This is a genomic window from Pantoea sp. GCM10028869 (assembly GCF_042666835.1).
In the GTDB taxonomy this organism is placed as follows: Bacteria; Pseudomonadota; Gammaproteobacteria; order Enterobacterales; family Enterobacteriaceae; genus Pantoea; species Pantoea leporis.
The window spans coordinates 181,383-200,402 of record NZ_JBHTGO010000003.1; the positions used below are offsets into that span (position 1 = coordinate 181,383).

General features: G+C 53.6%; 18 protein-coding genes. 10 read left to right on the forward strand and 8 right to left on the reverse strand.

Annotated elements, in window-relative coordinates:
* Positions 1 to 13: 13 nt before the first annotated feature.
* Positions 14 to 2,653 carry an MlaD family protein gene (locus ACFQW4_RS08730; protein ID WP_377724886.1) on the reverse strand — a complete coding sequence of 880 codons (2,640 nt, stop codon included), beginning with the start codon at positions 2,651 to 2,653 and terminating at the stop codon, positions 14 to 16.
* The gene (gene yebS / locus ACFQW4_RS08735) at positions 2,622 to 3,866 is read right to left on the reverse strand and encodes a membrane integrity lipid transport subunit YebS (RefSeq protein WP_137385925.1); all 1,245 of its coding nucleotides are present in this window, start codon (positions 3,864 to 3,866) and stop codon (positions 2,622 to 2,624) included. Before yebS ends, ACFQW4_RS08730 begins: the two co-directional genes overlap by 32 nt.
* Positions 3,867 to 4,083: 217 nt before the next feature.
* Between yebS and ACFQW4_RS08740 the strand changes: the two genes are divergently transcribed.
* The 4 genes from ACFQW4_RS08740 (at position 4,084) to htpX (ending at position 8,522) form a co-directional block, all read left to right on the forward strand.
* Positions 4,084 to 4,584, forward strand: a complete 501-nt coding sequence (locus ACFQW4_RS08740) for a GAF domain-containing protein (RefSeq protein ID WP_101764180.1) — start codon at positions 4,084 to 4,086, stop codon at positions 4,582 to 4,584.
* 96 nt (positions 4,585 to 4,680) lie between these two features.
* Entirely contained in the window at positions 4,681 to 5,361 is a 681-nt protein-coding gene (proQ, locus tag ACFQW4_RS08745) for an RNA chaperone ProQ (RefSeq protein ID WP_110866294.1), read from the forward strand.
* Between the two features lie 19 nt (positions 5,362 to 5,380).
* Complete coding sequence (gene prc, locus ACFQW4_RS08750) at positions 5,381 to 7,420, forward strand: carboxy terminal-processing peptidase (RefSeq protein WP_110866293.1); 2,040 nt, start codon at positions 5,381 to 5,383, stop codon at positions 7,418 to 7,420.
* Between the two features lie 220 nt (positions 7,421 to 7,640).
* Positions 7,641 to 8,522 carry a protease HtpX gene (gene htpX, locus ACFQW4_RS08755; RefSeq protein ID WP_101764183.1) on the forward strand — a complete coding sequence of 294 codons (882 nt, stop codon included), beginning with the start codon at positions 7,641 to 7,643 and terminating at the stop codon, positions 8,520 to 8,522.
* Positions 8,523 to 8,569: 47 nt separating this feature from the next.
* Here the strand turns inward: htpX and ACFQW4_RS08760 are convergent, their stop codons facing one another.
* Complete coding sequence (locus ACFQW4_RS08760; protein WP_377724891.1) at positions 8,570 to 9,952, reverse strand: MFS transporter; 1,383 nt, start codon at positions 9,950 to 9,952, stop codon at positions 8,570 to 8,572.
* Between the two features lie 192 nt (positions 9,953 to 10,144).
* Here ACFQW4_RS08760 and kdgR point away from each other — a divergent pair, with 192 nt between their 5' ends.
* Positions 10,145 to 10,936, forward strand: a complete 792-nt coding sequence (kdgR, locus tag ACFQW4_RS08765) for a DNA-binding transcriptional regulator KdgR (RefSeq protein ID WP_137385921.1) — start codon at positions 10,145 to 10,147, stop codon at positions 10,934 to 10,936.
* 36 nt (positions 10,937 to 10,972) lie between these two features.
* Here kdgR and ACFQW4_RS08770 read toward each other — a convergent pair whose 3' ends face one another.
* Positions 10,973 to 11,209, reverse strand: coding sequence for a YobH family protein (locus tag ACFQW4_RS08770; RefSeq protein WP_008110416.1), 237 nt, complete (start codon positions 11,207 to 11,209; stop codon positions 10,973 to 10,975).
* 216 nt (positions 11,210 to 11,425) lie between these two features.
* On the opposite strand from ACFQW4_RS08770, the gene ACFQW4_RS08775 reads away from it, so the two are divergent.
* The 4 genes from ACFQW4_RS08775 to rlmA all read left to right on the forward strand — a co-directional run bounded on the left by ACFQW4_RS08775 (position 11,426) and on the right by rlmA (position 13,700).
* Entirely contained in the window at positions 11,426 to 11,701 is a 276-nt protein-coding gene (locus ACFQW4_RS08775) for a YebO family protein (RefSeq protein WP_137385919.1), read from the forward strand.
* A 683-nt stretch (positions 11,702 to 12,384) separates the two neighbouring features.
* Positions 12,385 to 12,459 (forward strand): DUF2627 domain-containing protein, encoded by a 75-nt coding sequence (locus ACFQW4_RS08780; protein WP_110866451.1) that lies wholly within the window; start codon positions 12,385 to 12,387, stop codon positions 12,457 to 12,459.
* Between the two features lie 83 nt (positions 12,460 to 12,542).
* A complete protein-coding gene (cspE, locus tag ACFQW4_RS08785; protein WP_008110414.1) occupies positions 12,543 to 12,752 on the forward strand; it encodes a transcription antiterminator/RNA stability regulator CspE in 210 nt (69 codons plus the stop codon).
* Positions 12,753 to 12,893: 141 nt separating this feature from the next.
* Positions 12,894 to 13,700, forward strand: a complete 807-nt coding sequence (rlmA, locus tag ACFQW4_RS08790) for a 23S rRNA (guanine(745)-N(1))-methyltransferase (RefSeq protein WP_192234070.1) — start codon at positions 12,894 to 12,896, stop codon at positions 13,698 to 13,700.
* Here the strand turns inward: rlmA and ACFQW4_RS08795 are convergent.
* The 4 genes from ACFQW4_RS08795 to manX all read right to left on the reverse strand — a co-directional run bounded on the left by ACFQW4_RS08795 (position 13,697) and on the right by manX (position 16,938).
* Positions 13,697 to 14,155, reverse strand: coding sequence for a DUF986 family protein (locus ACFQW4_RS08795; protein ID WP_377724895.1), 459 nt, complete (start codon positions 14,153 to 14,155; stop codon positions 13,697 to 13,699). The two genes, rlmA and ACFQW4_RS08795, sit on opposite strands and share 4 nt — an antisense overlap.
* Before the next feature lie 92 nt (positions 14,156 to 14,247).
* Positions 14,248 to 15,093: a PTS mannose transporter subunit IID gene (locus ACFQW4_RS08800; protein WP_008110411.1), complete on the reverse strand. Its 846-nt coding sequence runs from the start codon at positions 15,091 to 15,093 to the stop codon at positions 14,248 to 14,250.
* A gap of 14 nt (positions 15,094 to 15,107) precedes the next feature.
* Positions 15,108 to 15,908 (reverse strand): PTS mannose/fructose/sorbose transporter subunit IIC, encoded by an 801-nt coding sequence (locus ACFQW4_RS08805; protein WP_064738889.1) that lies wholly within the window; start codon positions 15,906 to 15,908, stop codon positions 15,108 to 15,110.
* A 58-nt stretch (positions 15,909 to 15,966) separates the two neighbouring features.
* On the reverse strand, positions 15,967 to 16,938 hold the full coding sequence (manX, locus tag ACFQW4_RS08810) for a PTS mannose transporter subunit IIAB (RefSeq protein WP_222182319.1): 972 nt from the start codon (positions 16,936 to 16,938) through the stop codon (positions 15,967 to 15,969).
* Positions 16,939 to 17,449: 511 nt separating this feature from the next.
* Between manX and ACFQW4_RS08815 the strand changes: the two genes are divergently transcribed.
* Entirely contained in the window at positions 17,450 to 19,015 is a 1,566-nt protein-coding gene (locus ACFQW4_RS08815; protein ID WP_192234063.1) for a TerC family protein, read from the forward strand.
* Positions 19,016 to 19,020: the final 5 nt, after the last annotated feature.

Consider the following 19,020-nt stretch of genomic DNA (forward strand, 5'->3'; position numbering starts at 1 on the left):
CTGCCCGATTTGCTTAAGGTTGATGAGGGTCCGGAATCGCCGTGCCCCAGTCGCGCCACGCTTTCGGCGCTTCATCCTGTAGCAGGAAATGTTTATTGGCGCCGGCCTGCGGTGCTAATGGCACCGTCGGCGGGGTGGCAAACTGTACGCCGCCGCGAATGAACTGCTGGAAGGTGCCGGTTTTCAACACGCCGCCGATCAGACCGAAATCGAAGTTATAGCCGGAAGCCAGCCAGAACACCGAATTGTTGCGCACCAGATGCTGGTACTTTTTGCTGATACGCAGCGCGATCTGCACGCGATCCGCCATATTGCCCAGCGACGTTCCGGTGACGGTGCCCACTTCAACGCCCCGGAACAGCACTGGCGTGCCCACCGACAGCGATCCCGCGTCAGCGGCATCGACATATATTGTCAAGCCGTTCAGGTAGCGTGAATCGGTGATGGTGCTTTCCTGCAGTTCAAAGGTGCGCGCCGGCGAACCTTTGCCCGGATCGACGTTGAGATAAGGCTGCAGCAGCGTTTCGATATGGTTAACGCCCGCCGCAGAAATCTCCGGCGACACCACCGAGAAGCGGCTGCCGATGCGCGCAAAGTCCTGCACGTATTCCGGATAAAGCACCGCTTTGGCGACAACCTGATTGTTATCAGAACTCAGCGCCAGTGATTCAACCTGGCCAATATTGATGCCGAGATAGCGAATCGGCATGCCCGCCGCCAGTTTGCTGGCATCGAAGGTGTGCAGCGTAATCTGGCTGCCAACTGCACGCGCCGCGGTTTCTGACGAGTAGAGCACGCGTTTCACGCCTTTCGCCGCCTGCGCGCCGGTGAGATTATCGAAACTGATCGCGCCTTTGAGCGCGCGGTTGAGCGGGGACGCTTGCACCGTCAAACCGCTGCCGTTGAGCTGCACTTTGGCGCCACCTTCGGCCCAGAACACGCTCTCGCTGGTCAGCAACTTGCGATACTGCGGCTGGATATGAATCGAGATTTCAAACGCATCCGCGCGCGGCACTACATCCACCACTTCACCGACCTGGAATTTGCGGTACAGCAGCACTGAACCGGCCTGTACATCCGGCAAGCTTTTGGCGGTAAGTTTCAGCGTGGTTGGCGGCTGTTCACCCACGATGCCTTCTTCGGCACGTTCCGCATCCGCATATAAAGGATAACGACTGGAAGGATTGCCCTTCGCGCCAGGAATCAGGCGAATGCCGCCCTCAACCCACTCGCGCGCGCTGGCGCCCAGCACTTTCATCCCGTCAAGTCCAAACTTCACATCGAGGCGGCTATTCACCACAAACTTGCTGTCAGCGTGTACCAGATTACGGTGCTCCGGATTGATGGCCGCCACAAAGCTGATGCCATTTTCATCCAGCGTGCGTGAAATCACCTGACCGATTTTCATGCCATACAACATCACCGGCTGGCCGGCATCGATACCGTAGGTTTCCGGCGCGCTGAGTTTTACCGTCAGCACGTCAGGTTTCTGCAGCAATGTTTCGCTGGCTGGCAACACGGTAAAGTGATCCTGCGGCTCGCCTTCGCCTGGCACCAGTTCAAAAGTATTACCGGTTAACAGGCTGCTGAGATTGGTGTCGGTCAGGCTGATCTTCGGCGTGCGCATTTCAATGCGCGTCCCGCTGCGCATCAAACCGGTTACTGAAGGATCAACCGTCAGCTCGCCGGTGACTTTGCCGCCATCCAGCAGGTTGAGTTTGGTCAAGGTGCCGACTTCCAGTCCCTGATACATCAGCGGTGTGCTATCGGCTTTCAGGTTATCGCCGCTCGGCAGGTTCAGTTTCACTTGCACGCCGCGCTGACTGCGCGCCAAATCCGGATAGAGCTGGTAGTTGGCATCCACCTGAGCTTGCTCGCCGTCATTGGGTGAATCGAAGGCAATCGCGCCATTCACTAACGCGGCCAGGCTTTCCAGCTTCACTTTGGCACCGCTCAGGCTGACATCCGCATCAACGCCGGAAACATTCCAGAAGCGGCTCTGCTTTTTCACCAGATTGATAAAGCGGCGCTCAATCAGCACATCAATGGTAACGCCGTCGGTGCTGTTGTTGAGGCTGTAATCGTAAACGCGACCCACCGGAATTTTGCGGTAATAAACCAGCGAACCGGTGTTGAGCGAGCCGAGGTCGGGCGCGCGCAGGTGGATAAGCAGTTCGCCGGTATTAACGCGATACTTCGGTTGGGTATCGAGTGCGGTGAAGTGATCGCTCTCTTTACCTTTACCCGGCATCATGCCGATGTAGTTACCGCCGACCAGCGCATCAAGCCCGGAGACGCCCGCCAGTGACGCTTTCGGCGTCACCAGCCAGAACTGAGTGTCTTCACGCAGTGCATCGCGCATGTCGCTTTTGATGCTGGCTTTAATCTGGATGCTGCGATAGTCATCACTCAGCACAATGCCTTGCACCGTACCCACTTCCACGCCCTGATAACGAATCGGCGTACGGCCTGGCACAATCCCGTCGGCAGTCTGGAAGTTAATGGTGATCGTCGTACCGCGCTCCTGATAGTTTGTCCATAGCAGCCAGCCAGCAATCAGCAGGGCGATGATGGGCAATAACCAGAATGGCGAAATCTTGCGCTTGTTGCGCAGATTGGCGCTAGTCGGTGTAGTCGGCGTTTCCTGTTGCATGTGCATCCCAGATCAGGCGGCTATCAAGCCACTCTACAGCCATAATGGTCAGGACAACGGCGGCACCAAAATAGAAGGCGGCCGGTCCCATGGTGAAAGCCAGCAGCTGATCACGATTGACCAGCGACATGGTTACAGCAATGACGAACAGATCCAGCATCGACCAGCGGCCCACCCAGGTGACGGCGCGCAGCAGGCGAATGCGGGTTTTTAAGCCCTGTTCGCATTTAAAGTGAATGCTGAGTAACAGAGTCAACATCACTAACACTTTGGTAAAGGGCACCAGAATGCTGGCGATAAACACCACCGCGGCCACCGGTATATTGCCCGATGCCAATCCCAGAATGCCGGAGAAGATGGTGTCTTCACGGCGTGCGCCATTAACATAGACCACCGAAATCGGCAGCAAATTGGCGGGGATCAGCAGCACAATCGAGGCGATGAGCGCTGCCCAGGATTTCTGCAAACTGTGGCGTCGGCGGTAGTCAAGCGGCGTGTGGCAACGCGTGCAGCGCCCACGCTCATCGGCTACACCGGTTTGATGGCAATTCAGGCACACTTGCCACTCTTCAGGCGGGGAGGTGGGCATCGCTTGCGGATAATAGTGTTCCCACAGTTGCTCGACGTTCAGGTGGATCAGCGTCAGCAGGCTCAGCACCGTCAGTGCAATATAGGCCACTAAACCGTAGCCCACTTCCAGTGAGGCGTAATCCTGCACTTTGATCGATGCCACCGCCACGCCGACCAGATAGATATCCAGCATCACCCACTCTTTGAGCTTGTCCATCATCAACAGGACCGGGCGCAGGTTCATTCCGAGCGCGTTGCCCACCCACAGATAGAGAATGCCGATGACCAGCGTGACCGGCGCGCCAATGGTGCAAAACGCCACCATTGAAGCGGTGAGGATGTTGCCTTGCTGCGTCATTTGGATCACGCCCTCCAGCAGGCTGGCGTTAATGCGCATGCCAAGCAGACGAATATCAACCAAAGGCAAGCTAAAGGCGAACGGCATCAGCACGATCATGACCACCGCCATGGCGGTGAGTCGCGTCATCGACCAGTCACGACCGCTCTGAATTTGTGCATGGCAGCGCGGGCAATAGGCTGTCTGATGCGATTTCACATCCGGTAAGGAAAAAAGGGTATCGCATTGCGGACAACGCTGATAACGTGCGTGGGGCAACGTCTGGCTGATAGCGTGAATTTTCATAGGTGACGCAAGTGCCCATCGTTCGTTACGGTTACCGGCATGCTGAGTAGCGCAAAGTTGCCTGCAATATTCGGTGGTACCAGAATACGCTTATCCACCGACTGCTAAGGGTATAGTAACTAACAGAATGATTCACCTTCTGCGCCTGGATTATTAGTGCTTATTTTAACAACTGAGTGACAACAAGGTCACCCCAGTGACGAGTTATGGTTGAACAATGAACAAAAAAGCTTTTTACGAGGATTTGAATCGCGATGTCCGCGCTCTGTTGGCGGGTGAAACCTCGTTCCTGGCCGCGCTCGGCAATTGCAGTGCACTGCTTTTCGAACGCCTGGAAGGCGTGAACTGGGCTGGATTCTATTTACTGACGGAACCGAACACGCTGGTGCTGGGCCCGTTCCAGGGCAAAATCGCCTGCGTACGTATTCCGGTTGGTAAAGGCGTGTGTGGAACCGCGGTAGCCGAGGACAAAGTGCAATTGGTGGAAGACGTGCACGCGTTCCCTGGCCATATCGCGTGTGACGCCGCCAGCAATGCCGAAATCGTGATTCCTCTGAAAGTAAATGGCACCCTCGTGGGTGTTTTAGACATTGATAGTACGGTTTATTCTCGCTTCGATAGCGAGGACGAAGCGGGGCTGATGGCCCTTACCGACGGGCTTTGTGAAGTGCTGGCGGGCAGCGACATCGTAAAATTTATTCAGCTGACGCACAGCTAATCGACTGGATCACATAGCATTTGGCGATGTTGTCATTATAATGTCGCCTGTTCATGCCTGCTCTGGTCGGCAAATCCGTTGTAATCAGGAAATTTCATGGAAAATCAACCTAAGTTGAATAGCAGTAAAGAAGTCATCGCCTTTTTGGCGGAACGTTTTCCGCAATGCTTTAGCGCCGAAGGCGAGGCGCGTCCGCTCAAAATCGGCATTTTTCAAGATCTGGTCGAGCGTGTTCAAGGCGAACTGAGCCTGAGCAAGACGCAACTGCGTTCTGCCTTACGTCTTTATACCTCTAGCTGGCGTTATCTTTATGGCATCAAAGCGGGTGCCATTCGTGTCGATCTCGATGGCAACGCCTGTGGCGTGCTGGATGAGCAACACGTAGAACATGCGCGCAAGCAACTGGAAGAAGCGAAAGCCCGCGTTCAGGCGCAGCGCGATCAGCAGAAAGCGAAGAAGCGTGAAGCCGGTGAAGAGACCGCTGAACGTCGTCCGCGCAAGCCTGCTCCGCGTAAAGCTGCCGAAGGTGATGCAGCGCGTAAGCCACGTCCTCAGGCGCCGCGTGCGGCCGCGACTGAGCGTGCAGCCGCACCGCAGCCACCGCGGGCCAAACCTGTCACTGATACCTCAACGTTGCAGCCCGGCCAGAACATCAAAGTGACTGCAGGCAAAGGTGCAATGGACGCTACCATTCTTGAAATTACTAAAGATGGCGTTCGGGTTCAGCTCGCTTCCGGCATGGCTATGATTGTGCGCGCAGAACATTTGCAGTTCTGAAACGGAGGCTGACCCTGGCATGAACAACATTTTAAAGATCGGTATGATCGCGGGCCTGCTTTTAGCAGGCCCCACCTTTGGTGCAGATAATATTACCCGCGCCGACCAGATTCCCCAGCTACACGAAGAGCCACAGCATCCCACCGTCAGCGAACGCGTTACCTCGCGTTTCACCCGCTCTCACTATCGTCAGTTCGATTTGAATCAGGACTTCTCCGCGAAAATTTTTGATCGCTACCTGAATCTGCTCGACTACAGCCATAACGTGCTGCTGGCATCGGATATCGCGCAGTTCGCCGATAAGAAAACCACCGTGGGTGATGAGTTCCGCAGCGGTAAGCTGGATGTGTTTTACGATCTCTACAATCTGGCGCAGAAACGCCGCTTTGAGCGCTATCAATATGCGCTGAGCGTGCTGAATCGCCCAATGAATTTCACCGGCAATGACACCATTGACATTGACCGGGCAAAATCGCCATGGCCAAAGAGCGTCGATGAGCTCAACGCGCTGTGGGATGCCAAAGTTAAATATGACGAACTGAGCCTGAAACTGGCCGGTAAAGATGAGAAAGAGATCCGCGAAACGCTGACCAAGCGTTACAACTTTGCCATCCGTCGTCTGGCGCAAAGCAACAGTGAAGATGTGTTCCAGCTGGCGATGACTGCGTTCGCGCATGAAATCGACCCGCACACGAACTATCTTTCGCCGCGCAACACCGAGCAATTCAACACCGAAATGAGCCTGTCGCTGGAAGGTATCGGCGCAGTGCTGCAGATGGATGACGATTACACGGTGATCAACTCAATGGTCGCAGGCGGTCCGGCGGCGAAGAGTAAAGCGATCAGCGTAGGCGACCGCATTGTCGGTGTCGCTCAGCCGGGCAAACCGATGGAAGATGTGATTGGCTGGCGTCTGGATGATGTGGTTTCTAAAATCAAAGGACCGAAAGGCAGCAAAGTACGCCTCGAAATCCTGCCAGCGGGCAAGGGCACTAAAACCCGCACCGTCACGCTGACGCGTGAAAAAATCCGTCTGGAAGATCGCGCTGTGAAAGGCACCGTGCATAACGTCGGCAAACAGAAAGTTGGCGTTCTCGACATTCCTGGCTTCTACGTTGGTTTGACTGACGATGTGAAGGTGCAGCTGCAGAAGCTGCAGAAGCAAAACGTCGACAGCGTGGTGATCGATCTGCGTACCAACGGCGGTGGCGCGTTGACCGAAGCCGTTTCACTTTCGGGCCTGTTTATTCCAAGCGGTCCGGTGGTGCAGGTGCGTGATAACAATGGCCGCGTGCGTGAAGACAGCGATAACGACGGCATCGTCTATTACAAAGGTCCGCTGGTGGTGCTGGTCGATCGCTTCAGTGCTTCGGCTTCTGAGATCTTCGCTGCGGCGATGCAGGATTACGGCCGTGCGCTGATTGTCGGTGAGCCGACCTTCGGTAAAGGCACCGTGCAACAGTATCGTTCGCTGAACCGTATTTACGATCAGATGCTGCGTCCAGAGTGGCCAGCGCTGGGTTCTGTACAATACACCATTCAGAAGTTCTACCGCATTAACGGTGGCAGCACGCAGCGTAAAGGCGTAACGCCAGATCTGCTGATGCCAACCGGCGTTGAAGCGGCAGAAACCGGCGAGAAGTTCGAGGACAACGCGCTGCCTTGGGACAGTGTGAATGCGGCAAGCTACACCAAAACCGGCGATATCGCGCCGCTGGTACCGCAGCTGACCAAAGAGCATGCCGATCGCATCGCTAAAGATCGCGAGTTCCAGTACATCATGAAAGATATTGCGCGTTTCGATGCGATGAAAGACAAGCGTAATATCGTGTCGCTCAATCTTGCCCAACGTGAGAAAGAGAACCGTGAAGATGATGCACTGCGTCTGGAGCGCATTAACGCGCGCTATCAGGCGGAAGGTAAAGCGCCGCTGAAGAGCATCGAAGATCTGCCGAAAGACTATAAAGAGCCGGATCCGTATCTGGATGAAACGGTGAAAATCGCTAACGATATGGCGCAGCTGGAGAAATCTCAGCCTGCTGCCGCAAGCGCGAAGTAACCGTCTGGCTTGTGAAATAGCACCGCTTCGGCGGTGCTTTTTTTTACGCTAAAATCGTTGTTAAGCGTTACTGATGCAGCGAACTTCGCACTTCACTGCCTAATGTAAAGTTATGTCTTTTTAGGCACTTAAAGATTAAGGTTGCTTGAAATGCGCGGCGATGACCATAGGATAGATATCCGCGCATATGCGCGTGCACAACTGAGGAAGATTAACGTTTATGATGCGTATTGCTCTTTTCCTGCTCACCAACCTGGCGGTGATGTTGGTATTCGGACTGATTTTGAGTCTGACAGGAATCCAGTCAAGCAGTGTTATGGGTCTGATGATTATGGCAGGTCTGTTTGGCTTCGGCGGTGCGTTTGTTTCACTGCTGATGTCTAAATGGATGGCGTTACGATCCGTTGGCGGTGAAGTCATTGAACAACCGCGTAATGAGACGGAACGCTGGCTGATGGATACCGTCGGCCGCCAGGCACAACAGGCTGGCATTGCGATGCCGCAGGTGGCGATTTATCACGCGCCCGACATTAACGCCTTTGCGACAGGCGCACGCCGTGACGCGTCGCTGGTCGCTGTTTCCACCGGCCTGTTGCAAAACATGAGCCGTGATGAAGCTGAAGCGGTGCTGGCGCACGAAATCGCCCATATCGCCAATGGTGACATGATCACCATGACGCTGATTCAGGGTGTGGTGAACACCTTTGTCATCTTCATCTCGCGCATTTTGGCGCAGATCGCTTCCGGCTTCCTGTCGGGTAACCGCGACGGTGAAGAGAGCAGCAACGGAAATCCGATGGTGTATTTCGCGGTCTCGATGGTGCTGGAACTGCTGTTTGGCTTCCTCGCCAGCATCATCACCATGTGGTTCTCACGTCACCGTGAATTCCACGCCGATGCGGGTTCTGCCAAACTGGTTGGACGCGAGAAGATGATTGCCGCACTGCAGCGTCTGAAAACCAGTTACGAGCCGCAGGAGCCAAGCAGCATGATGGCGTTTTGCATCAACGGTAAAAACAAATCGTTGAGCGAGCTGTTCATGTCGCATCCGCCGCTCGATAAACGTATCGAAGCGCTGCGTAGCGGCGAATACCTGAAGTAGTCGGTAATAGACAGAAAAAAGGGCGCCAGATGGCGCCCTTGCTGTTTCTATGACTCAGCAGCCTGCCGCGACTGCGTCATGCGCGCCAGGCTCACCAAGGCAGCGACGCTGGCAAAGCTGCCCGCTAACAGCAGTGAGGCGTGTGTTCCGCTGTCGTTGAACAGATTAAACATTAGCGCCACTAGCGCCGCGCCGCTGCTTTGTCCCACCAGACGCGCGGTACCCAGCATTCCGCTGGCACCACCGCTGCGGTTACGCGGTGCTGCGGTGATGATGGTGTGATTGTTAGGCGACTGGAACAGGCCGAAACCGGCACCGCACAGCATCATGCGCCAGATGATATCCACGTCAGTTGGCTGCGTCGGTAAAAGCGCCAGCAGGAATAGCCCGGCAGCGAACATCGCTAATCCCAATCCGCCTAATAATCCGGCATGGAACTTCTCGATCAGGCGACCTGCAATGGGTGCCATCACCATGGTTGCCAGCGGCCACGGCGTGAGCAGCAAGCCGGTTGCCACTTCATCCCGGCCCAGCACGTTTTGCAGGAAGAACGGCAACGCCACCATCGCCAGCATCTGCGCGCAGAATGAGCAAATTGAGGTGCCGATCGACAGCGAAAAGATCGGAATGCGCAGCAAGTCCACCGGCAGCAATGGCACCGGCATCGCTAACTGGCGACGAACGAAAACAATGCCCACCAACACCAATGCCACCAATTCGGCCACAATCAGCCAGCCGTTTTGTCCCTGCGAGAAACCGCTCAGTGCAGATATGAGCAGGCCAAAGAACAGCGCATTCATTACGGCGCTTGGCACGTCGAATTTCTGTTGTTTGGCTTTCTGGGTGTTATCCGGCAGGAAACGCAACGCCAGCCACAGCGCAACAATGCCGAGCGGAATGTTGATCAGAAACAGCCATTTCCAGCTGGCAACAGACAGGATCGCCGCCGCTACGGTTGGACCGGCCGCGCTGGAGACCGCAACAATCAGCGAATTGATCGCCATACCGCGCCCGAGGAAGCGCTGCGGATAGATGATGCGGATCAGCGCCGTGTTCACGCTCATCAACGCGGCACCACCAAAGCCTTGCAGCACACGCGCCACGGTCAGCGTATTCAACGTTGAGGAGAGGGCGCAAAACAGTGAGGTAGCGATAAACAGCGCGAGTCCAACCTGATAGACGCGGCGGTAGCCGAGCATATCGCCGAGAAACGACAGCGACAGCAGCGAAATAACGATGGCGATTTGGTAGGCGTTAACAATCCAGATCGATTCGGCTGGGCTGGCATTCAATTCACGCGCAATGGTTGGTAAGGCCACGTTGGCGATAGCTCCATCCAGCACCGCCATCATAATACCGAGTGCAATGGTGATGATCGCGCCATAGCGCTGTGGAAGGGGTAATCCATCCTGGGCAACAGTAGAAGGCATAAGTAAAGTAAGTAAAGAGAGTGAATATCATCATGCTAATCAATTCGCTGCCGAAAAGCACCGCATTCATTGACATAAAATTACGTGTGGATGTGTCACTTAGCGTCAGTCGTTGCCGCCATCAGGCTGAAACGCATATACTGGCGCTTCTGTTCCGTTTTTTTTGAAACACTGTCAAAAAGGATACGCGCCATGGCGAGCAGTGATAATGATAAACAGCCAGACTCGGTTTCATCAGTGATGAAAGTGTTTGGCATTCTGCAGGCGCTGGGCGAAGAGCGCGATCACGGCATCACCGAATTGTCCCAACGCGTGATGATGTCAAAAAGTACCGTTTATCGCTTTTTACAGACCATGAAATCGCTTGGCTATGTGGCGCAGGAAGGAGAAAGTGAGAAATACTCGCTGACGCTCAAGCTGTTCGAACTCGGCGCCAAAGCGTTGCAGAACGTCGATCTGATTCGTAGCGCCGATATTGAGATGCGTGAGCTGTCGCGTCTGACTAAAGAAACCATTCACCTCGGCGCGCTGGAAGAAGACAGCATCGTCTACATCCATAAAATCGATTCTCTTTATAACCTGCGTATGTATTCGCGCATCGGCCGCCGCAATCCACTGCACACCACCGCGATTGGTAAAGTGCTGCTGGCATGGCGCGATCGCGCTGAAGTGCAGGAGATCCTCAGCGAAGTGGAATTCCGCCGCAGTACCGCGAAAACCATTGTCACTGCAGAAGCATTGCTGACGGTGTTGGATCAGGTAAAAGTACAGGGGTTTGGCGAAGATAATGAAGAGCAGGAAGAAGGCTTACGTTGCATCGCGGTGCCGGTATTTGACCGTTTTGGCGTGGTGATTGCGGGGCTAAGCATCTCGTTCCCCACCATTCGTTTTTCTGAAGAAGCCAAAAATGAGTACGTGGCGATGCTGCATCGTGCGGCGCGCAATCTGTCTGAACAAATGGGCTACCACAACTATCCTTTCTGAAATGAAAAACGGGCTGTTGCCAGCCCGTTTCAACGCTTAATTGTCGACCACTTCGCCACTTTTCTTCAGCAGTGGACAATCCGTTACGCCGACGATACCGCTGTCTGTGTGCAGATACTGTGCCGTAATCATACCGCGTGCGGTCAGATAGCTGCATTGCAGCCCCAATCCCGCCGCATTCTTATTGCTGCCGGTGAGTACGCCATAGCCGGTCAGCAGCATCGCTAACCAAATTAATGCCACCAGCATAATCGTCCGAATAAGTAGTTTCATCTTATCTCCTTGTGATACACAACGCAGCGCATCCAACGTTGCTGCGAATCTACTGTAGCAGCATGCCGCGCTTTAGCCATCGAATCGATCAGAGATAACTGAAAGAGAGGGCAGGCGGGATAATCTGCTTTCCGTCGCTACCCATTATCTTTTGCGTCGGCAGCGAGTAGAATCAGCGGCGGAGTAGATGTTTGATTTTTGACTATAGAGGCAGTTATGAACGAATTAGCCGCAAACACCAGCCCGCTGTTTAACTATGGCGTTCTGGCCATCATCATTCTTGTGGCCTTTATTGTCTGGTTCTTTGTCAACCGGGCAAGCGTGCGTGCCAGTGAGCAGATTCGTTTGCTGGAAGCCGTTATCGAAGAGCAAAAGAAACAGAATGCGCTCCTTCGCCGTCTGGTTGACGCACAGCCATCCACAGCAAAACCAACAGCGGATGAAGACGCGGATGAAAAACGCGATTTTATTCGGATGATCCCGGAACGTTAAGCCGTTAAAAGGGGGAAAATAATCGTCGTTATGGCAACCGCTGCGCACTGAAATGGTGCGTGGCGGGATAATGGCTTCTAATAATTTCCCTTCTAAGCCCGGTGTGAATAGCAACCATACCTGCCAGAAAGAATTTCAACTAAGATTTATCCTAAGGAGTTTTTGTTAAATCAAGCTCTTCAATGTTCTTTTTAACATTTAATTGTTGGGTAGATAGTTAAAATTGAGATAAATGCCACCTAATGTTAATGCGTTTATATGGGGCGCATATTATTGGTTTCTCCTGATTTTGGTGCAAAGCAATTAATAACTTATACCTGAGAAAACTATTTGTACAAGATTTGAACGGCGCGCAGTTGTTGTGTGGCGAGCGAAGTTTTCAGTGGAATATCTTATTGATGCCATATTAGTGCAATATTTTTGTCGTACTGTTAACCCCTAAAATTGTACCAATATAGACATTACCGCTGCGCTTGACTAAGCGGCAATCAAGCGCTAACTATACTGACTGATAACCTTTTTTTGCGCACCTTCCGCGCTGGGTGTCAATATGTTGATTGATGAAGTGCCGCGCCAATTAACTAATTATGTGCGTCACGTCGATCACCGTTTAAAAATGGCTTGCCATTAATTTACGGATATGTGATAACAAATCGTAGGTCAAACGAGGTACAGTTCTGTTTATGTATGGCATCTTCAGTAAAGAAGTTACGAGTAAAGACGTTGACGTTGAATACCGCTTCCTTGCCGAACCTTAAATTAGTGCCTCATTCAGTAATGTCTCTGGTTTATCTGTAAGTCTGCCTGCGGGCAATATAATCATTGAAAGGAAATTTGCGAAATGGCAAAGATTAAAGGTCAGGTTAAGTGGTTCAACGAGTCTAAAGGTTTTGGTTTTATTACTCCTGCTGATGGTAGCAAAGATGTGTTCGTACACTTCTCTGCAATCCAGGGCAATGGTTTTAAAACTCTGGCCGAAGGCCAAAGCGTTGAGTTCGAAATCCAGGATGGCCAGAAAGGTCCTGCTGCGGTCAACGTTACCCCAATCTGATTTCGCCCTCAGGCTCGGTGCCATGCACCACTGAAACGAATCCTAAAGCCCCGTTCACTGAACGGGGCTTTTTCTTTTATTCTTTCTGTAGCCAGATGATCAGGGTAAACTGCGCCGCGAATTGCTAACCCGGAGTTGTCTATGTCTTTGATTTGCCCACTTTGTCATCAGCCTTTATTGCAGCAGGCGAATAGCTTCCGCTGTGATGCAGGTCATCAGTTTGATCAGGCGAAAGAAGGGTACGTTAATTTACTGCCGGTGCAGCACAAAGGTTCGCGCGAACCGGGCGATAGCGCCGAGATGCTGCAGGCACGACGCGCCTTCCTCGATGCCGGACACTATCAGCCGTTGCGCGCGGGTGTCGCCGGGATCCTCGCTCAGCATCTGGGTGAGCAAGGTGCGCAGCTGTTAGACCTCGGATGCGGAGAAGGTTATTACACTGCGGCGATGGCCGATGCGTTACCGCAGGCGCAACTCTTTGGTCTGGATGTGGCGAAAGCAGCGATTCGCATGGCCGCTAAACGCTATCGTGCGGTGAAATTCTGCGTGGCGTCCAGCCAGCGTTTGCCTTTTGCCGATGCTTCTCTGGATGGCGTGGTGCGCATCTATGCGCCCTGTAATGAAGATGAGCTGAGCCGCGCGATCAAAGCGGGGGGTTACCTGCTAACGGTGACGCCGGGACCGCATCACTTGCAGCAGTTCAAGGCACTGATTTATCGCGAAGTGCAGCTGCACGCGGCGGAAGAGAAAGTGTATGCTGGCTTCAGGCAGGTCGATCAACAAAATCTGCATTACAGCATGACGTTGAGCGGAAGTGAGGCGGTGAGCTTATTGCAGATGACGCCATTTGCCTGGCGTGCACGCGAAGAAGTGTGGCAGAACCTGGCGGCATCCAGCGAGTTTAACTGTGATGCCGACTTTATGCTGACGTTATGGCAGCGCGATTAACGCGCTTCCACCAGCGTATTGTAGATCCGTTCCAGGTCATCAAGCTGTTTGACAGCAATCAGCAGGCGGCGCTGCTCCAGTTGCATCACCAGAATGCCATCCTCTGACAGATTCATACTCTGAATGCGACCGTAGTCGATCCACACGCTGCCAAAAAACAGTCCATTTTCTTTCATCAACAGCTTCGGGCTGCGAACCCAGAATAACCAAATCGCCATAAAGCACAGCACCATCAGCAAATTGGTGGTGAGTTGTGTGCCATGTTTATCCATGTTGTTCCACAGCAGAATCAGCAGCAGCACCACGAAAATGGCGCTATCGATTTTATGGCGACGGCGCAGTGCGACGCGCAGTTTTGTCGGGCCATTGCGGCGCGGCAGGATCGCTTCATCATAGATGGCGAACAGAATGAAGCCTGCAATCAGCAGCGCGATCAGGGTGTCAGTCAGTGACATTAGGTGTTCTTCCTCAAGCGAAATTATCTCAACGTGGGCGCTCAGATAATGCCGCTCAATATTAGCCGGGAGCAGGGCTCCCGGCGGGATGATTACAGACCGAGCAGGCCGATCCAGTAACCGAAGATACCGAGGGCGAAAAAGCCGACGATAATCCACAACGCATTCACCTTACGACGCAGCAGCCACATACAGCCAAAGGTTAGCAGCAGTGGAATCAGGCCTGGCATCAGCTGATCAAGGATAGATTGCACCGTGGTAACCGTGGTTTTACCGGTCTGGTCGGTGATGCGTGACACCACCAGCGGCACATTCACATGCGTCCACTTGTTAACCAAGGCCCCCATGACAAAGAGGCCGAGAATCGACGCGCCCTCCGTCAGTTTCTGCAGGAAACCGCCGCCCATATCGCTGACGATATCCACGCCTTTACGGTAGCCATATGCCACACCGTAATAACGCGTCAACAGACGCACGGCGTTAAACAGGATGAAGAACAGCAATGGACCCAGCAGGCTACCGCTCATCGCGATACCGGCACCCAGCGCAGCAAACACCGGACGCACGGTACCCCAGAAGATCGGGTCGCCCACACCCGCCAGCGGACCCATCAGACCCACTTTGATGCCGTTAATCGCCGCATCATCAATGGGCGCACCGTTGGCACGCTGCTCTTCCATCGCCATGGTAACGCCCAGCACCGGCGCAGCTACATAAGGATGGGTGTTGAAGAACTCGAGGTGACGTTTAATCGCCTGTTTACGTTCGTCGTTGTTTTCTGGATAGAGGCGACGAATCACCGGCACCATTGAGTAGCAAAAACCCAGCGCCTGCATACGTTCAAAGTTCCACGAACCCTGAAACAGGTTAGAGCGCAGGAACACACCGCGGACATCGCCGGGGGTGAGTTTCTTTGGAGTGTTAGTTGTATCAACCATGATTTCACCTGTTCCTAGTCGAGTTCGTTATCGAGGTCATTGTTTGCAGGACCGCTGGTTGCAGCACCTGCAACGCGGTTATATTTCGGTGCCAGCTGGATATACAGCACCGCCATCACCACGCCAATCACGCCAAGCGCAACCAGGTTAAAGTTGGTGAAGGCTGCAGTAACGAAGCCAAGGTAGAAGAACGGCATCAGGTAGCCCGCGCGCATCATGTTGATGACCATCGCGTAACCCACCACCACGATCATGCCACCGGCGATGTTCAGGCCGTTGGTGACCACGTCAGGAATTGAGTTCAGCAGTTCCTGAACCACGTGAGTACCGACAGAAATTGCCACGATCAGTGCTGGGATGGCAATACGCATCGCCTGCAGTACCAGCGCGGAAACGTGGATCCAGCTGATCGCCGTCAGGTTACCTTTCTCGGCTGCCTTATCGGCGGCGTGCTGGAAGGCCACGGTGATGGTACGCACGATGATGGTCAGAACCTGACCGGCCGCAGCCAGCGGAATCGCCAGCGCGATTCCGGCGCCCACGCTTTGACCACCGGCAATAACCAGAATGGTTGAGATAATCGAAGCCAGCGCCGCATCCGGTGCAACGGCCGCACCGATGTTCATCCAGCCCAGTGCAATCATCTCCAGCGTACCGCCGATGATGATACCGGTTTTCATATCACCGAGGACCGCACCGATTAAGGTACAAGCCACCAGCGGACGGTGGAACTGGAACTCATCAAGAATCGATCCCATCCCGGCAATACAGGCCACAATAAATATCAAAATGATTTGTAGCGTGGTTATCTCCATTGCATTTCTCCTCTGCAAGGTCTCTAAAATTCGCCCACGTATGCAGGCAAAGGGCGAACTACGGATTGACCTTGGCGATCAGGTCCATCATTTTCAGTCGCTGATCGCTGGACACTTTACGTACTTCCAGTTCGATACCGCGCTCGTTAAGTTTGCGGAACGCCGTGATATCTTTTTCATCTACCGATACCGCGTTGTTCACCTGCGTTTTGCCCTGACGGAACGCCATGCCGCCAATATTGACCGACTTAATGTCCACGCCTTGCTCAACAATCCTCACCACATCGGTGGGATTGGTGAACAGCAGCATCACTTTGTCATTGCCATATTTCGGGTTGTTCCACACGCGAACCATCTTATCGATATCCACCACGTGCGCGGTAACGCCCGGCGGGGCCACCTGCGTCAGCAGCGTTTTGCGCACATGATCGTTCGCCACTTCATCAGACACCACGATGATGCGGGTAACGTTGGTCTCTTTTGTCCAGCGCGTGGCCACTTGCCCGTGAATCAAGCGGTCATCAATACGCGCCAGGCCAATTTTCATGTGATCGCCTGCAGCCATTGGTTTTTGCGGCTGAGCAGGCGCTTTCGCTGCAACCGGAGCAGGCGCAGCTGCGGCTTGCGCTGGCGTTTCAGTTTTGAGGGCTTTAACGCCTTCACGACCGGCTTCCACCGCGATGTGAATAAGTTCTTCCAGCGATGGGTTGTCATCACGTCCCATCAAGGTTTCCACCAGCATCGGGATGTTGACGCCAGCGATGACATCATAGCCATCCTTATCCACCACAATGCGGCTGGCCGCATTAAATGGACTGCCACCCCAGGTATCGACCAGGAACAACACGCCCTTTGACGTGTCGAGATCGGCCAGCCGTGCCTGATACTTTTCGATTAGCGTTTCTGCATTTTCGCCGGGAACGAAATCAATCCATCCGACATTTTCCTGCTCACCCAACAGCATCTCTGCTGTTTTAAGCAACTGTTCTGCCGCCCAGCCATGTGTACCAATTACAATAGCAATGGTCACTTGCTACCTCCGTTCGCGTGAGAGATTCTCTGGCATTGCCGGGAATCATTGAATATTACCGTTAGTGTTTCAGGTGGATCGTTGATGATGTGATAGAGAAAAAGCATCAATAAATAAAACGCAACAATCCGCTGCACAGCGATAAGGTCGCGATTTATTTTAGTGATCGAAAAAATAAATTATGTGATGTTTGTCAGCTATTTCGCGCGTAACGGCGCTAATGTGCACTTTTGTTCGATATTCCTGCGTTAACGTAGATATTTGTAAATGTAATAAATTTTTTTGACGTCGTTGATGTAACTGATACATTAGCGTTCTGTTTTTTATTCAGGAGTACCGGGCTTCAGCTCACCTTTATGGACCGTCACCGACGTCGCTCAACATGTTCTCAGCGCTTTTCCGCGCCCGCTTCCACGCTCTTCAGCGTTATCACCGCCTGTAACGATCTCTCGTCTCGCCCTCTGGTGCAGACTCAACTTCGTGCGCCTTCACGTCCGTTAAGGAGTCATTGATGGAATTTCTCTTCGACCCCTCAATTTGGGCGGGTTTGCTCACGCTGATCGTGCTGGAAATTGTTCTCGGCATTGATAACCTGGTGTTTATCGCCATCCTCGCGGACAAATTGCCGCCGAAGCAGCGCGATAAAGCCCGTCTAATCGGATTGTCGCTCGCTCTGGTGATGCGTCTTGGCTTGCTGTCGCTGATCTCCTGGATCGTGACGCTGACGCGGCCCCTATTCAGCGTAGGCGATTTCAGCTTTTCCGGACGAGATTTAATTCTGTTGTTTGGTGGTTTGTTCCTGTTATTCAAGGGAACCATGGAACTGCATGAGCGGCTCGAGAACCGCGGGCTCGAACATCAGGGCAATAAGAGCTACGCCAGCTTCTGGGCGGTGGTGATTCAAATCGTGGTGCTGGATGCGGTGTTCTCACTCGATGCGGTGATTACCGCGGTCGGCATGGTGAACCATCTGCCGGTGATGATGACCGCCGTGGTGATCGCCATGGGCGTCATGCTGCTGGCCTCGAAACCGCTGACGCGTTTTGTGAATGAACACCCAACTGTGGTGGTGCTGTGTCTGAGCTTCCTGCTGATGATTGGTTTGTCGCTGGTGGCCGAAGGTTTTGGTTTCCACATTCCCAAAGGTTACCTGTACGCTGCGATCGGCTTCTCGATCATCATTGAGCTGTTTAACCAGATTGCGCGCCGTAACTTTATTAAGCATCAGGAACACCGCCCGATGCGTGAACGCACCGCAGAAGCGATTCTGCGTTTGATGGGTGGACGCCAGCGTAAGCAAGCGACGACAACTGAAGAAACCTCATTGACCGAAGCGATGCCGCAGGAAGCGTTTAAGGACGAAGAGCGCTACATGATCAACGGCGTATTGACGTTATCGCAGCGTTCAATCCGTAGCATCATGACGCCGCGCGGTAACATTTCGTGGGTGGATGTTTCGCGTCCGCTGGATGAAATTCGTATTCAGCTCCTGGATACGCCACACAGCTTGTTCCCGGTATGTCGCGGTGAGCTGGATGAAATCATCGGCGTGGTGCGTGCCAAAGAGCTGCTGGTGGCGCTGGAACACGGCATGGATGTGGCGACCTTTGCGGCTAACACGCCGGCGATAGTGGTTCCGGAAACCCTGGACCCAATCAATCTGCTGGGCGTGCTGCGCCGTGCTAAAGGTAGCTTTGTAATTGTCACCAACGAATTCGGTGTGGTGCAGGGCTTAATCACGCCGCTGGACGTGCTGGAAGCGATTGCCGGTGAGTTCCCGGATGAAGACGAAACGCCAGATATCATTGCCGATGGTGACGGTTGGTTAGTGAAGGGCGGGACCGATTTACACTCGCTGCAACAGCTGCTGGATCATCACGAGTTGGTGAAAGCCGATGAAGATCACGCCTCGCTAGCCGGTTTGTTGATTGCACAGAAAGGCCAGTTGCCGCTGCCCGGCGAAGTGATTGATTTACCGCCGCTGCACTTCCAGGTGATTGAGGCGACCGATTACCGTATCGACCTGGTGCGCATCACCAAAGATAAGCCATTCGATCACGAAGAACACGCCGGGTAAGTCAT